Below are 14,419 nucleotides of genomic sequence, written 5' to 3'. Positions count from 1 at the left end.
CCTGCCATCTGCTCGGGTACCGACGCCGGCCGGGGTCGCTCAGACCTCGGCCGGCGACGGTCGGCCCACGTCCCGCGAGGAGACCCGTCCGTGCAACTCCAGTACGTCCTCGACAACTTCACGTCCCTGTTCATCGGCGGCCTGGTGTTCGGCTCGCTCTACGCGCTGGTCGCCCTTGGCTACACGATGGTCTACGGGGTGCTGCAGCTCATCAACTTCGCGCACTCCGAGGTGTTCATGTTCGGCACCTTCGCGACCGTGTGGGCGCTCTATCTGATCGGCGCCGACGCCGAGACGACCGGCCTGGCGCTGGTCGGCTCGCTCGCGTTCGCGATGGTGGTCGCGATGATCACCTCCGGTGGGGTGGCCCTGCTGCTGGAACGCGTGGCCTACCGGCCCCTCCTCAAACGCGGCGCGCCGCGGCTCGTGGCACTGATCTCCGCGATCGGCGCCTCGTTCGTGCTCGCGGAGATCATGGGGCTGCGCGGGCCGATCATGGCGGCGCTCGGGCTGGACGACGAGTTCGACCGCTACGTGGCCAGGTCCCGGGAGAACGTCGGCATGCCGGTCGACCGCACGCCGACCGTGCAGTTCGAGATCCTCGGCCACGGCGTGACGAACCGGGACATCATCATCGTGGCCTCAGCGGTGGTCATGATGGTGCTGGTCGACCAGTTCGTCCGGCGCACCCGGATCGGGCGTGGCATCCGCGCCGTGGCCCAGGACCCAGAGACGTCATCGCTGATGGGCGTCAACAGCACCCGGGTGATTCAGGTGACGTTCCTGATCGGTGGGCTGCTGGCGGGTGCCGCCGCGACCCTCTACATGCTGCAGGTGGGGATCACGCGGTACAACGCGGGCTTCCTGCTCGGCGTCAAGGCATTCACCGCCGCCGTGCTCGGCGGCATCGGCAACCTGCGCGGCGCCCTGTTCGGCGGGCTCGTCCTCGGGGTGGCCGAGAACCTCGGTGCCGGACTGTTCGGCAGCGAGTGGCGTGAGGTGGTCGCCTTCGCGGTGCTGGTGCTCGTGCTGCTCTTCCGACCGACGGGCCTGCTCGGTGAGTCACTCGGAAAGGCACGCGCATGAGCACGAATGCGGTGCGCCCCCGCCGCCGTAGGATCGGCCTGCGCGAGCGCATGCGGGCGATGCCGCGCTGGGGCCAGATCCTGCTGCTCGTCGCGCTCGCACTGTTCTGCTACCTGCTGCCGCTGCTCAACCCGCCGTTCATCAGCCCGCCCGGCACCGACTTCAGCGGCGTGCTCTTCACCGTGGCCGTCTACGCGCTCATCGCGCTCGGGCTCAACATCGTGGTCGGCTACGCTGGCCTGCTCGACCTCGGCTACGTGGGTTTCTACGCGATCGGTGCCTACACGGTGGGCATCCTGACGTCGGAGCATGCGACCTGGACGTGGTTGGCCAGCCTGCCGGCCGCGATCATCATCACGATGGTCTCCGGCGTACTGCTGGGGTGGCCGACGCTGCGGGTCCGCGGCGACTACCTGGCGATCGTGACGCTCGGATTCGGCGAGATCGTGCGGCTCAACCTCATCAACCAGGAGTGGTTGGGGGGCGCTCCCGGCATCTCCGGAATCGCGAGACCGCCCAGCATCCCGCTGTTCGAGCTGCCGCACCTCGACTGGAGCACCGGTGTGCCACTGGTGGACCTCGACAACACCAGCACGTTCCTGGTGTTCGGGGTGCTGGACATCACGCCGTACTACTGGCTCGCACTCACCTTCGTCATCCTCATCATGCTGGCCGACCGGCGGGTCAAGAACTCGCGGGTGGGCCGCGCCTGGGAAGCCACCCGCGAGGACGAGGACGCCGCCGAGCTGATGGGGGTGCCCACCTTCCGGTTCAAGCTGCTCGCGTTCGCGCTCGGTGCGTTCGTCGGTGGCATCGCGGGTGCGTTGTTCGCGGGGCGACAGGGATTCATCAACCCGGAGACGTTCACGTTGCTCCTGTCGATCCTGTTCATCTCCGCGGTGGTGGTCGGTGGCCAGGGGAACCGGTGGGGCGTGCTGCTCGGCGCGATCGTCGTGGCCTACCTGCCGGAGCGGTTCCGTGGCTTCGAGCAATGGCGGGTGCTCGTGTTCGGCATCGCCCTGGTGGTGCTCGCGACCTACCGGCCGCAGGGTCTGCTGCCACCACGGCGCACCGTGCGAGCACAGAAGATGGAAGAGGCGATCGAGGCGCTGGAGACGAGCGATGCCGCCGTGGCGGGCGACGGCGCGGACGCGAGCGACGGTACGGACGCGGGCGTGGCCCCGCGCGAAGAGAAGGGGGAGGACCGTGGCTGAGGCAGCTGCGCCGGACCCGGCCCCGGCCGGCGACGCCCTGCTCTCGATGAACGAGGTGACGCTGCGGTTCGGCGGTGTGACGGCACTCGACGCCGTCGACTTCCACATCGACCGCGGCGAGATCCTCGGCCTCATCGGGCCCAACGGAGCGGGCAAGACCACCGCGTTCAACGTGATGACGGGGATCTACCAACCGACCCAGGGGACCGTGACGTTCGACGGCGAGGTCACCTCGGGCATGAAGCGGTACCGGATCGCGAAGCGAGGCATGGCTCGGACCTTCCAGAACATTCGCCTGTTCAAGGCGATGACGGCGTTCGAGAACGTGATGGTCGGCGCCGACGCGCAGCACAGTACCGGCCCGATCGCCGCACTGCTCGGGCTCCCCAGATACCGACGCGAGGAAGCCGCCGGACGGGAGATCGCACACGAGCTGCTGGACTTCGTGGGCGTGCGCGGCCGCGCCGACGAACTGGCCGGCAACCTCTCCTACGGCGATCAACGGCGTCTTGAGATCGCACGCGCGATGGCCACGCGGCCCAAACTGCTGTGCCTCGACGAGCCTGCCGCGGGCTTCAACCCCTCCGAGAAGCAGGCGCTGATGGAGCTGATCCGCAGCATCCGTGACCGAGGGCTCACGGTCCTGCTCATCGAGCACGACATGCGGCTCGTGATGGGCGCCGTCGACCGCGTCGTCGTGCTGGAGTTCGGGCGCAAGATCGCCGATGGCACGCCCACCGACGTGCAGAACGACCCAGCCGTGATCGCCGCCTACCTCGGGGTCGACGAGGACGAGGACGAGGAGGAGATCGACGATGCTTCTTGAGGTTCGCGACCTGTCGGTCAACTACGGGCACATCGAGGCGATCCGCGACCTCAGCTTCGACGTCCCCGAGGGCACCGTCGTGACCCTCATCGGCGCGAACGGGGCCGGCAAGAGCACCACGCTCAAGACCATCTCGGGGCTGCGCAAGATCCGGGCCGGCTCGGTCCTGTACGACGGGAAGGACCTCGCGAAGGTCTCTCCCGACAGACGCGTGCAGATGGGCATCAGCCAGTCGCCCGAGGGCCGCGGGATCTTCCCGGGGATGACCGTGCGCGAGAACCTCGAGATGGGCGCGTACGTGCGGCGCAACCGCAGCACGGCGGCGCTCGCACCCGACTTCGAGCGCGTGCTCACGTTGTTCCCGCGGCTACAGGAACGGATCAAGCAGCCGGCGGGCAACCTGTCGGGTGGCGAGCAGCAGATGCTGGCGATCGGCCGCGCTCTGATGGCGCAGCCACGGCTGCTGCTGCTCGACGAGCCCTCGATGGGGCTCGCGCCGAAGCTGATCCACCAGATCTTCCGGATCATCGAGGAGATCAACTCCCAGGGCACGACGGTGCTGCTCGTCGAGCAGAACGCGGCCCAGGCCCTGCGGCGCGCGGACCACGCCTATCTGCTGGAGACCGGCGAGATCGTCCGATCCGGCACCGGCGCCGAGCTCGCCGGGGACGCCGCGGTCCGGGCGGCCTACCTCGGCGGCGACAGCTAGACGGCCGCCCACCCCCTTGGCCGGGGTTCGGCGAGTGGGTCCGCCGGGGTCGGCGGCGCCCCGGTCACGCTGGCGGAATAGTCCCCGCCGTCGGAAGCGTTGATTGAGGCGTATCCGCTGCCGACCCGGAGTTGCCCCGTGACAGACCACGTCCCGTCCGCCGACCTGCCCGACGACGGCAGCCCTGGCGCGCTGGACGACGCCGGCGCCGGGAGCGGGCCGGGCACCATCGCGGTGCTCGGTGCCGGCCGGGTGGGCACGGCCATCGCCCGGGTGGCGATGCGGGCCGGCTACCGGGTGCGGCTGGCCGCGTCCGGCGATCCCGCGCTCATCGACCTGATCGCGCAGATCATGGCGCCGGGCGCGGACACGAGCACGGCGGCCGACGCGGTCGCGTCCGCCGACCTCGTCGTCCTGGCCCTGCCGCTGGGCAAACACGCCACGCTCGACGGTGACACCCTCGCCGGCAAGGTCGTCGTGGACGCCATGAACTACTGGCCGAGCACCGACGGCCGCAACCCCGAACTCGAGGCCGCGCCGAGCACGTCGGAGGTGGTGGCCCGCCACCTGAGCCACTCGGCGGTCGTCAAGACGCTCAACCACATCGGCTACCACGAGCTCGAGGAACAGGGTCTGCCGGCCGGCGCCCCGGCCCGGCGCGCCCTCGGCGTCGCCGGCGACGACGCCGACGCCACGGCGCTCGTGCGCGGATTCGTGGATCGGCTCGGCTTCGACCCGGTCGACGCCGGCGGCCTCGCCGCCGGCGTGCACCTGCAGCCTGGCACGCCGATCTTCAACGGGAGCCACGACGCCACCACCCTGGCGACGCTCCTGCGCGAGGCGCCGGCCGCCGTCGGGCACTGAGACCTTCGACCGGCCAGCAGAGGAGGCTGCACCACTGGGCCCGGTGGGTCCCGTCAGCCGCGGGCGTCGTGCAGCGTGCGCGCGGCCTCCGCGATGCTGCCGGACAGCGACGGGTAGACCGTGAACGCGCTGGACACCTGGTCCACGGTCAGCCGGTTGCTGATCGCGAGGGTGATCGGGAAGATCAGTTCGCTGGCCCGCGGTCCCACCACCACACCGCCGATGACCAGGCCCGAGGCACGGTGGGAGAACATCTTCACGAAGCCCTCGCGGATGCCGAGCATCTTCGCGCGCGGGTTCCGGGCCAACGGCAGCGTGGTGATCGCGCCGCGCACCTCGCCGGAGGTGATCCGGTGCTCGGGGATGCCCACCGTCGCGATCTCCGGGGCCGTGAAGACGTTCGCGGAGACCTGGCTCAGGTCGAGCGGGGAGACGGCGTCGCCGAGGGAGTGCCACATGGCGATCCGGCCCTGCATGGCCGCGACCGAGGCCAGGGCGAGCACCCCGGTGCAGTCGCCGGCCGCGTAGACGCCCCGGGCCGTGGTCCGGGAGACCCGGTCCACCTGGATGTGGCCGGACTCGCTCACCTTCACCCCGGCGCCCTCCAGTTCCAGGCCCTCGGTGTTCGGGACGGCCCCGACGGCGATGAGGCAGTGCGAGCCCTGCACGACGCGTCCGTCCGCGAGGTCCACCTCGACGCCGTCGCCGACGCGGCGGGCTCCGGCGGCCCGCGAGCGCGAGAGCACCTCCATGCCACGCCGCTTGAACACGGTCTCGATGAGCTCGGCGGCGTCCGGGTCCTCCCCCGGCAACACCCGGTCCCGGCTGGAGACCAGGACCACGTCGGCACCGAGGCCGTTGTAGGCACCGGCGAACTCGGCGCCGGTGACGCCCGAGCCCACCACGATCAGCCGCTCGGGCACCTCGGTCAGCTGGTAGAGCTGGGTCCAGTTCAGGATACGTTCGCCGTCGGGCACGGCCGTCGGCAGCACCCGGGGCCGGGCGCCGGTGGCGAGCAGCACCACGTCCGCGGGGAGCCGCTGCTCGCCGTAGCTCGTGCTCGCGATCACCGCGCTCGGGCCGTCCATGCGCCCTTCGCCGTCCACCAGGGCCACGCCCTCGCGTTCCAGGCGGGTGCGGATGTCCGCCGACTGCGCCTTCGCGAGGTTCAGCACGCGGGCGTCGACGGTCGCGAAGTCCGCTTCGAAGGAGCCCGCGTGGCCACCGGTGGGGCGGATCCCCAGGTCCGCGGCCTCCTCGGTGACCGTCATCCACTCCGCGGTGGCGATCAGGGTCTTGGAGGGCACCACGTCGGTCAGGACCGCGGAACCACCCATGCCCTGCCGCTCCACCACGGTGACCTCGGCGCCGAGCTGCCGGGCCACGAGCGCGGCCTCGTAGCCCCCCGGGCCGCCGCCGATGACCACCACCCGGGAGCCCTCGCGGGTCGATGACCTCCCGACTCCGGACGCGGGCTCGGTGGTCGTGGGCGAAGTCGGAGTGCTCGTCACGTGGGACATTGTGCCGTGACGCAGGTAGGTTCGGCACCGTGAGCAGTACCGAAGCCCCCGTGACCTCCCCCGATCCCGGCCCTGGCACCGACCTGGACGACCCGGCGACCGATCCGTTCGATGCGGCTGCGGCCGCCGCCGCGGCGATCACCGCCCGCAGCGGCGTGCCCCATCATGACGTCGCCCTGGTCCTCGGATCCGGCTGGGGTGGAGCGGCGGACGTGCTCGGCGAGACCGTTGCCGAATTCACCGCCGAGGACATTCCCGGCTTCTCCCGGTCCGGGGTGGCCGGGCACGCCGGCACCCTCCGCACGGTGCGGTTCACCGGCGCCGACGGTGAGATCCGCCACGCCCTGGTGCTCGGCGCCCGGACGCACTACTACGAGGGTCGTGGCGTGCGACGGGTCGCGCACGGGGCACGCACGGCCGCAGCCGCCGGTGCCCACACGATCGTGCTCACGAACGGGTGCGGCGGGCTGCACCGTGAGTGGGTTCCGGGCACGCCCGTGCTGATCAGCGACCACCTCAACCTCACCGGCGCCTCACCGCTCGAGGGCCCGACGTTCGTGGACCTCACCGACCTCTACTCCGCCCGCCTGCGCGAGGTGGCGAGGTCCGTGGACGGCACCCTCGACGAGGGCATCTACACCCAGTTCCGCGGCCCGCACTACGAGACCCCCGCCGAGGTGGCGATGGTCAAGCGGCTCGGCGGCGACCTGGTCGGCATGTCCACCGCGCTGGAGGCGATCGCGGCCCGGCATGCCGGGCTGGAGGTCCTCGGGATCTCGCTGGTCACGAACCTGGCCGCCGGCATCTCACCGATCCCGCTGTCCCATGCGGAGGTCCTCGACGCCGGCGCCGCCGCCGGTCCGCGACTCGGCGCCCTGCTGGCCGAGATCGTCCGCAGGATCGCGTGATGAGCGACCTGCTCGCGGCCACCCGCGCGTGGATCGACGACGATCCGGACCCGGCCACCACGGACGAGCTGCGGGAACTGCTCGAGGTCGCCCTCGGCGACGGGTTCAGCGCCGGCGAGCAGCGGGATGCCCTGGCCGAGCTCGCGGACCGGTTCTCCGGGCCGCTGGAGTTCGGCACCGCCGGGCTGCGGGGTGCCCTCGGCGCCGGCCCGCACCGGATGAACCGGGCCGTGGTGATCCGGGCCGCGGCCGGCCTGGTGCGCTACCTCACCGACGCCCTCGGTCCCCTCGGCCCCGCCCCTCGCGTCGTCATCGGTTACGACGCCCGGTTCGGCTCCAGCGACTTCGCCGCGGATACCGCGGATGTGGTTGCCGCCGCCGGCGGGCACGCCTACCTGCTGCCTGCGGCGCTGCCCACCCCGGTCCTGGCATTCGCGGTGCGGCACCTCGACGCCGACGCCGGCGTGATGGTCACCGCCTCCCACAACCCACCCCAGGACAACGGGTACAAGGTCTATCTCGGTGGCCGGGTCGTCACCGATGCCGGGCAGGGCGCCCAGATCGTGCCGCCCGCGGACGCGGAGATCTCCGCCCGGATCGCGCTGGTGCCCTCCGTCGTGTCGGTCCCCCGGTCGGCGGCCGACGCCGCCGCGGCCGGCGGCGTCCGCGAGGTCATCGGCAGCGACATCGTCGACGCGTACGCCGCCAGGGCCACGGCCCTGGTGCCCGACGGCGTCCCTCGCGATCTGCGCATCGTCCTCACCCCGCTGCATGGCGTGGGTGGCGCCCTCGCCGGGCGGGTGCTGGCGCAGGCGGGCTTCGCGGACGTCACGCTCGTGGCCGAACAGGCCGACCCCGACCCGACGTTCCCGACCGTGGCGTTCCCGAACCCGGAGGAGCCCGGCGCGCTCGACCTCGCCTTCGCCACCGCGGCCCGGGTGGGCGCGGACCTGATCATCGCCAACGACCCGGACGCCGACCGCTGCTCGGTGGCGGTTCCCGACGCCGCCGCTACCACCGGCTGGCGTCAGCTCACCGGCGACGAGGTCGGTGCCCTGCTCGGGGAGCAGGCGGTGGCCTGCCACACGGCAGCCACAGCTGGCCGGGCAACGGACGGCGCGTCCGGTCCGGGCGTGCTGGCGAACTCGATCGTGTCCTCCCGGTTGCTGGCGGCGATCGCTGCGCACCATGGGCTCGCGCACCGGGCCACACTCACCGGCTTCAAGTGGATCAGCCGGGTGGACGGACTCGTCTTCGGCTACGAGGAGGCCCTCGGCTACTGCACCGACCCGGCAGCCGTGCGCGACAAGGACGGGATCACCGCGGCGGTCCGGATCGCGGCACTGGCCGCGGACCTGCGCGCCCACGGACGCACGCTCACCGACGTGCTCGACGACCTGGCCCGCCGCCACGGCCTGCACGCGACGGCGCCGCTGTCCGTCCGGGTCGAGGACCCCGGCCTCATCGCCGCCGCCCAGGACCGGCTCCGCACGGCGCCGCCGACCACCCTGGCGGGATCCGCCGTCGCCGAGGTCGTGGACCTCGCCGTGGGCAGCGCCGACCTGCCGCCCACGGACGGGCTGCTCTACCTGACCGAGTCGAACGACCGCGTCATCGTGCGGCCGAGCGGCACCGAGCCGAAGCTCAAGTGCTACCTCGAGGTGATCGAGACGGTGGCGCCCGGCGAGGATCTCGGTCCCGTCCGCGCGCGGGCGGCGAGCCGCCTGGAGCTCCTGAAGGCGGACATCGCCGCGGCCGCCGGGCTGGTCATTCCCGCATGAGCGACGTCGCGGCCGACTCGGTCACTGCGACCGGGGTGCGGGAGGCGGCCCAGCGCATCCAGCACGCGGTGCACCGCACCCCACTGCAACGCTGGGAGCGGATGAGCGTGGCCACCGGCGCGACGGTGCTGCTCAAGCGCGAGGACCTGCAGACGGTGCGGTCCTACAAGGTGCGCGGGGCGTTCAACCTGATGCTGCGGCTGGACGCCGACGAGCGGGAGCGGGGGGTGGTGTGCGCGAGCGCCGGGAACCACGCCCAGGGGGTCGCGAAGGCGTGCCAGGAGCTCCGGATCCGGGGCCGGATCTACGTGCCGCGGACCACCCCGCGGCAGAAGCTGGACCGGATCGCCTCCCTCGGCGGTGACTACGTGACGATCGTGTCCACCGGTTCCACCTACGACGAGGCGTCCGCTGCCGCGGCGCAGTTCGCCCGCACCGACGGCGCCGTGCAGGTGCACCCCTTCGACGACGCGCGCACCATCATCGGGCAGGGCACCGTCGCCAAGGAGATCCACGACCAGCTCGGCCGCAGCCCGGACGTGGTGGTCATCCCGGTGGGTGGCGGCGGCCTGCTGGCCGGCATGGGCACCTACCTCGCGGACGCCTGCCCGACGACCCGGGTGGTCGGGATCGAGCCGGCCGGGGCGGCGTCGATGGCGGCGGCCCTGACCGCCGGCGGGCCGGTCACCCTGGCGGACATCGACACGTTCGTCGACGGCGCCGCCGTGCGCCGGGTGGGCGCGCTCAGCTACGCGGTGGTCGCCGCACTGGGGGCTCCGGTGCGCCAGATCGCCGAGGGCCGGGTGTGCACCGAGATGCTGGAGCTCTACCAGACCGAGGGGATCATCACCGAGCCCGCGGGTGCCCTGGCGCTCGCCGCCGTCGGGCCGGTCGGCTCCGGGGCGACGGTGGAGGTCGCGCCCGGGTCCACCGTGGTGTGCCTGCTCTCCGGCGGGAACAACGACATCTCGCGGTACGCCGAGGTGGTCGAGCGCTCGCTCGTCCACCAGGGCCTGCGGCACTACTTCGTGGTCGACTTCCCACAGGAGCCCGGAGCACTGCGCGCCTTCCTGGACTCGGTGCTGGGACCCGACGACGACATCTCGCTGTTCGAGTACACGAAACGTTCGAACCGGGAGACGGGCCCGGCGTTCGTGGGGCTGACGCTCGGCTCCGCGGACGGCTACGAGCCGCTGCTGGCCCGGATGGACGCCTCAAGGCTCACCTACCGCGTGATCGCCCCGGACTCGCCGCTGTTCCGGTTCTTCGCCTGAGGCCGCGACCGCCCAGGGTGCGGCGCCGACGGCGGGTGCGCAGCGCCGTCGGGCCCGGCTCGGCCGCCGATCGGGCCGCCCGTCGTGACGGTCGGCGCGTTCGGCACGGAATCGGCGGGATCCGGCCGCTGGCGCGGTAGGTTCGAACCATGAGCGACACCGGGTACGGCGACTTCGAGTTCGAGCGGAAGTTCCTCGTCCGCGAACTGCCCGTCGCACTGCTGGACGAACCGGCGCCGGACGTCATCGTGCAGAGCTACTTCCTCGCATCCGATGGATACGCGCTGCGGATCAGGTTGCAGATGCCGGCCACCGCGAACCTGCCCCGCACCGGTCCGGAACTCCTGGACGCCCTCTCGGGACGATTCACGTTCTGCACGCTGACGGCCAAGGGCCCCGCGAACGGCGGCACCCGGTACGAGGCGGAGCGCGAGCTCGACCCGCACGTCGCCGAACAGATGGTGCGCCGCGGCGGGCACCTGGTGGTCAAGTTCCGGCATGCCGTGTGGCTCGGCGGGGACGGCTGGGTCATCGACGAGTTCCTCGACGCCAACGCTCCGCTGCTGGTGGCGGAGGTGGAGCGCGACGGCCCGGTCACGGACCTGGTCATCCCGGAGTTCTGCGTCAGCGAGGTCTCCGACGATCCACGGTTCGGCAACGAGTCCCTGGCCGGCCGGCCCTACGGCACGTGGGCCGCCGAGTTCGAGCGCGAGCTCGCCGCGACTGGTCCCCGGTTCCTCCAGGAGTTCGGCCACAACGACCGGACCTGAGCCGGGCCGGAGCACGCCGGTCCCGGGCGGGCACGGACCGGGAGCGTCCGCATGCCGGACGCCAGTAGACTCGCGGCTATGACTTCAACGGTGACGACGCCGTCGTCCGAGTCCGCGCACGGGCCCCACCCGGCGGACCGGACCGGCGACCAGGTGGCGGCCGACGCGGCCGCGGTGATCGGCACCGCGGACCTCTCCGAAGCCGGCCTGCGCCGGTTCCTCCAGGGCCTGCCCGGCGTGGACCGGGTCGGGGCCGACGGGCGCGCGGCCCAGTTGGGCACCCGCTCGATCAAGACCAGCGCGAAGGCCTGGGCCCTCGACCTGACGATCTCGATGATCGACCTGACCACGCTCGAGGGCGCCGACACCGACGGCAAGGTGCGCTCCCTCGTGGCGAAGGCCCGCACCCCCGAACCCGGCGATGCGACGTGCCCGCGACCGGCCGCCGTCTGCGTCTACGGCGACATGGTCACGGTGGCACGTGAGGCCGTCGGGACCTCGGGCATCCACGTGGCCGCGGTGGCGACCGCGTTCCCGTCCGGGCGCGCCGGGCGCGACGTGCGCCTGGCCGACACCCGGGACGCCGTCGCCGCGGGCGCCGACGAGATCGACATGGTGATCGACCGCGGTGCGTTCCTGTCCGGTCGCTACCGCAAGGTCTACGACGACATCGTCGCGGTCCGCGAGGTGTGCCACGAGGCCGAGCGACCCGCGCACCTGAAGGTGATCCTCGAGACCGGTGAGCTGGCCACCTATGACAACGTGCGCCGCGCCTCCTGGCTCGCGATGCTCGCCGGGGCGGACTTCATCAAGACCTCCACCGGAAAGGTCTCCCCCGCCGCGACCTTGCCGGTCACCGTGGTCATGCTCGAGGCGGTCCGAGACTTCCTGGCCACCACCGGGGTGCAGGTCGGCGTCAAGCCCGCGGGTGGCATCCGCACCGCCAAGGACGCGATCAAGTACCTGGTCGCCGTCAACGAGGTGGCCGGCGAGGCCTGGCTGGACCCGGACTACTTCCGGTTCGGGGCGTCGTCGCTGCTCAACGACGTCCTCCTGCAACGCCAGAAGCTGGCCACCGGCGCCTACTCCGGCCCCGACTACGTGACGATCGACTGAGGACCACCCCATGCCACGCTTCGAGTACGCACCGGCCCCGGAGTCCCGGGCCGTCGTCGACATCGCCTCCTCCTACGGGCTGTTCATCGACGGCGAGTTCGTCGAGTCCGCGTCCGGTGGGTCCCTGAAGACGATCAATCCGGCCACCGAGGAGTCCCTCGCGGACGTCGCGGTGGCCGACGAGTCCGACGTCGACAGAGCCGTCCGTGCGGCCCGGCGCGCCCAGGAGAAGGTCTGGGGACCGATGCCCGGCGCGGAGCGGGCGAAGTACCTGTTCCGGATCGCCCGGCTGCTGGCCGAGCGTTCGCGTGAGTTCGCGGTCCTCGAGGTGCTGGACAACGGCAAGCCGATCCGTGAGGCCCGGGACGTCGACGTGCCGACGGCGGCCGCGCACTTCTTCTACTACGCCGGCTGGGCGGACAAGCTCGACCACGCCGGCTTCGGGCCGTCGCCGCGCCCGCACGGCGTGGCCGGGCAGGTGATCCCGTGGAACTTCCCGCTCCTGATGCTCGCGTGGAAGATCGCACCGGCGCTGGCCACCGGGAACACCGTGGTGCTCAAGCCGGCCGAGACCACGCCGCTCACGGCGCTGCTGTTCGCGGACCTGCTCCGCCAGGCCGAGCTGCCGCCGGGCGTCGTGAACATCGTCACCGGGGCCGGGGCCACCGGCGCGGCGGTGGTCGCCCACCCGGGTGTGGACAAGGTCGCCTTCACCGGCTCCACCGCCGTCGGTAAGCGGATCGCCAAGGAGATCGCGGGCACCCGCAAGCACGCCACCCTCGAGCTCGGCGGCAAGGCCGCGAACATCGTCTTCGACGACGCCCCGATCGACCAGGCCATCGAGGGCATCGTCAACGGGATCTTCTTCAACCAGGGCCAGGTGTGCTGCGCGGGCTCGCGCCTGCTGGTCCAGGAGTCGGTCGCCGAGGAGGTCGTCGATCGGCTCAAGGCCAGGCTCGGCACCCTCCGGGTCGGGGACCCGATGGACAAGAACACGGACGTGGGCGCGATCAACTCGGCCGCGCAGCTGGCCCGCATCACGGACCTGACCAAGGCCGGCGAGGAGGAGGGCGCGGTGCGCTGGACCGCCGACTGCGCCCTGCCCGAGCAGGGCTTCTGGTTCGCGCCGACGGTGTTCACCGACGTCTCCGCGGCGCACCGGATCGCCCGCGAGGAGATCTTCGGCCCGGTCCTGTCGGTGCTGACGTTCCGCACCCCCGCCGAGGCCGTCGCGAAGGCGAACAACACCCCGTACGGGCTCTCGGCCGGGATCTGGACGGAGAAGGGTTCGCGGATCCTGGCCATGGCGGACAAGCTCCGCGCCGGCGTGGTCTGGGCGAACACGTTCAACAGGTTCGACCCCACCAGCCCGTTCGGTGGGTACAAGGAGTCCGGCTACGGCCGGGAGGGCGGCCGGCACGGCCTGGCCTCCTACCTGATCGAGGGGAGCACCCGATGAGGGCCACGGCGCCCGCACGGATCGACGTGCGCAAGACCTACAAGCTGTTCATCGGTGGCGCGTTCCCGCGCTCGGAGTCCGGCCGGACGTACGAGGTGACGAGCGCGAAGGGTGCGTTCCTCGCGAACGCCGCCCAGGGGTCGCGCAAGGACGCCCGGGACGCCGTTCGGGCGGCACGCTCCGCGCAGCCCGGTTGGGCCGGGGCGACGGCGTACAACCGCGGGCAGGTCCTGTACCGCGTCGCGGAGCTGCTCGAGGGCCGCCGGGCCCAGTTCGTCGCCGACGTCGCCGCCGGGGAGGGCCTGACCGAACGGCGCGCGCAGGACGTGGTCTCCGCCGCGATCGACCGGTGGGTCTGGTACGCGGGCTGGTCGGACAAGGTCGCCCAGGTGGCCGGCAACGCGAACCCGGTGGCCGGGCCGTACTTCAACCTGTCCGCCCCCGAACCGACCGGCGTGGTCGCGGTGATCGCGCCGCAGGCGTCCTCGCTGCTCGGGCTGGTGTCGGTGCTGGCACCGGCGATCGTCACAGGGAACACCGTCGTGATCGTCGCGTCCGAGGACCGTCCGCTGCCCGCGATCAGCCTGGCCGAGGTGCTCGCCACCTCGGACGTGCCCGGTGGCGTGGTGAACATCATCACCGGCCGTACCGCGGAGATCGCTCCGCACCTGGCCAAGCACATGGACGTCAACGCCATCGACGTGGCCGGAGCGCTCGGCGCGGACGGCATCACCTGGGGCGAGCTCGAGGCCGACGCCGCGGGCACCGTGAAGCGGGTGCGCCGCCCGGCCGGTGACGACGAGGACTCCTGGGCCGAGGCCCAGTCCCTGAACGCGATCCTCGCCTACACCGAGACGAAGACGGTCTGGCACCCGAAGGGGATGTGAGGACG

The 14,419-nt window shown here is 72.1% G+C and carries 13 protein-coding genes; 12 read left to right on the top strand and 1 reads right to left on the bottom strand.

All coding sequences use genetic code 11. The annotated features are described in order from the left end of the window. Positions 1 to 90 precede the first annotated feature (90 nt). The 5 genes from GKS42_RS06325 (at position 91) to GKS42_RS06305 (ending at position 4,699) form a co-directional block, all read left to right on the top strand. A complete protein-coding gene (locus tag GKS42_RS06325) occupies positions 91 to 1,086 on the top strand; it encodes a branched-chain amino acid ABC transporter permease (RefSeq protein WP_154793070.1) in 996 nt (331 codons plus the stop codon). Beyond that, on the top strand, positions 1,083 to 2,300 hold the full coding sequence (locus GKS42_RS06320; protein WP_154793069.1) for a branched-chain amino acid ABC transporter permease: 1,218 nt from the start codon (positions 1,083 to 1,085) through the stop codon (positions 2,298 to 2,300). Before GKS42_RS06325 ends, GKS42_RS06320 begins: the two co-directional genes overlap by 4 nt. Positions 2,301 to 2,346: 46 nt before the next feature. Next, positions 2,347 to 3,126 carry an ABC transporter ATP-binding protein gene (locus GKS42_RS06315; protein ID WP_232848069.1) on the top strand — a complete coding sequence of 260 codons (780 nt, stop codon included), beginning with the start codon at positions 2,347 to 2,349 and terminating at the stop codon, positions 3,124 to 3,126. Continuing rightward, positions 3,116 to 3,835, top strand: coding sequence for an ABC transporter ATP-binding protein (locus tag GKS42_RS06310; protein WP_154793067.1), 720 nt, complete (start codon positions 3,116 to 3,118; stop codon positions 3,833 to 3,835). The genes GKS42_RS06315 and GKS42_RS06310 overlap by 11 nt, the downstream gene beginning before the upstream one ends. Positions 3,836 to 3,973: 138 nt before the next feature. Beyond that, positions 3,974 to 4,699 carry an NADPH-dependent F420 reductase gene (locus tag GKS42_RS06305; RefSeq protein WP_232847954.1) on the top strand — a complete coding sequence of 242 codons (726 nt, stop codon included), beginning with the start codon at positions 3,974 to 3,976 and terminating at the stop codon, positions 4,697 to 4,699. A gap of 53 nt (positions 4,700 to 4,752) precedes the next feature. On the opposite strand, the gene GKS42_RS06300 is transcribed toward GKS42_RS06305, so the two are convergent. Further along, entirely contained in the window at positions 4,753 to 6,219 is a 1,467-nt protein-coding gene (locus GKS42_RS06300; RefSeq protein ID WP_154793066.1) for an NAD(P)H-quinone dehydrogenase, read from the bottom strand. 29 nt (positions 6,220 to 6,248) lie between these two features. Between GKS42_RS06300 and GKS42_RS06295 the strand changes: the two genes are divergently transcribed. The 7 genes from GKS42_RS06295 (at position 6,249) to GKS42_RS06265 (ending at position 14,414) form a co-directional block, all read left to right on the top strand. Continuing rightward, positions 6,249 to 7,127: a purine-nucleoside phosphorylase gene (locus GKS42_RS06295; RefSeq protein ID WP_232847953.1), complete on the top strand. Its 879-nt coding sequence runs from the start codon at positions 6,249 to 6,251 to the stop codon at positions 7,125 to 7,127. Then, entirely contained in the window at positions 7,127 to 8,908 is a 1,782-nt protein-coding gene (locus GKS42_RS06290) for a phospho-sugar mutase (protein WP_154793064.1), read from the top strand. The genes GKS42_RS06295 and GKS42_RS06290 overlap by 1 nt, the downstream gene beginning before the upstream one ends. Further along, positions 8,905 to 10,182 (top strand): threonine ammonia-lyase IlvA, encoded by a 1,278-nt coding sequence (gene ilvA, locus GKS42_RS06285; protein ID WP_154793063.1) that lies wholly within the window; start codon positions 8,905 to 8,907, stop codon positions 10,180 to 10,182. Before GKS42_RS06290 ends, ilvA begins: the two co-directional genes overlap by 4 nt. 149 nt (positions 10,183 to 10,331) lie before the next feature. Next, complete coding sequence (locus GKS42_RS06280; RefSeq protein WP_154793062.1) at positions 10,332 to 10,952, top strand: CYTH domain-containing protein; 621 nt, start codon at positions 10,332 to 10,334, stop codon at positions 10,950 to 10,952. A 78-nt stretch (positions 10,953 to 11,030) separates the two neighbouring features. Continuing rightward, positions 11,031 to 12,068 (top strand): deoxyribose-phosphate aldolase, encoded by a 1,038-nt coding sequence (deoC, locus tag GKS42_RS06275; RefSeq protein WP_154793061.1) that lies wholly within the window; start codon positions 11,031 to 11,033, stop codon positions 12,066 to 12,068. Between the two features lie 10 nt (positions 12,069 to 12,078). Beyond that, positions 12,079 to 13,527: an aldehyde dehydrogenase family protein gene (locus GKS42_RS06270; RefSeq protein WP_154793060.1), complete on the top strand. Its 1,449-nt coding sequence runs from the start codon at positions 12,079 to 12,081 to the stop codon at positions 13,525 to 13,527. Then, complete coding sequence (locus GKS42_RS06265; protein ID WP_154793059.1) at positions 13,524 to 14,414, top strand: aldehyde dehydrogenase family protein; 891 nt, start codon at positions 13,524 to 13,526, stop codon at positions 14,412 to 14,414. The genes GKS42_RS06270 and GKS42_RS06265 overlap by 4 nt, the downstream gene beginning before the upstream one ends. Positions 14,415 to 14,419: the final 5 nt, after the last annotated feature.

The organism is Occultella kanbiaonis (genome assembly GCF_009708215.1).
Lineage (GTDB): Bacteria > Actinomycetota > Actinomycetes > Actinomycetales > Beutenbergiaceae > Occultella > Occultella kanbiaonis.
Note: the sequence above shows the minus strand (reverse complement) of the source record. Positions and strands in the feature narration are given on the sequence as shown.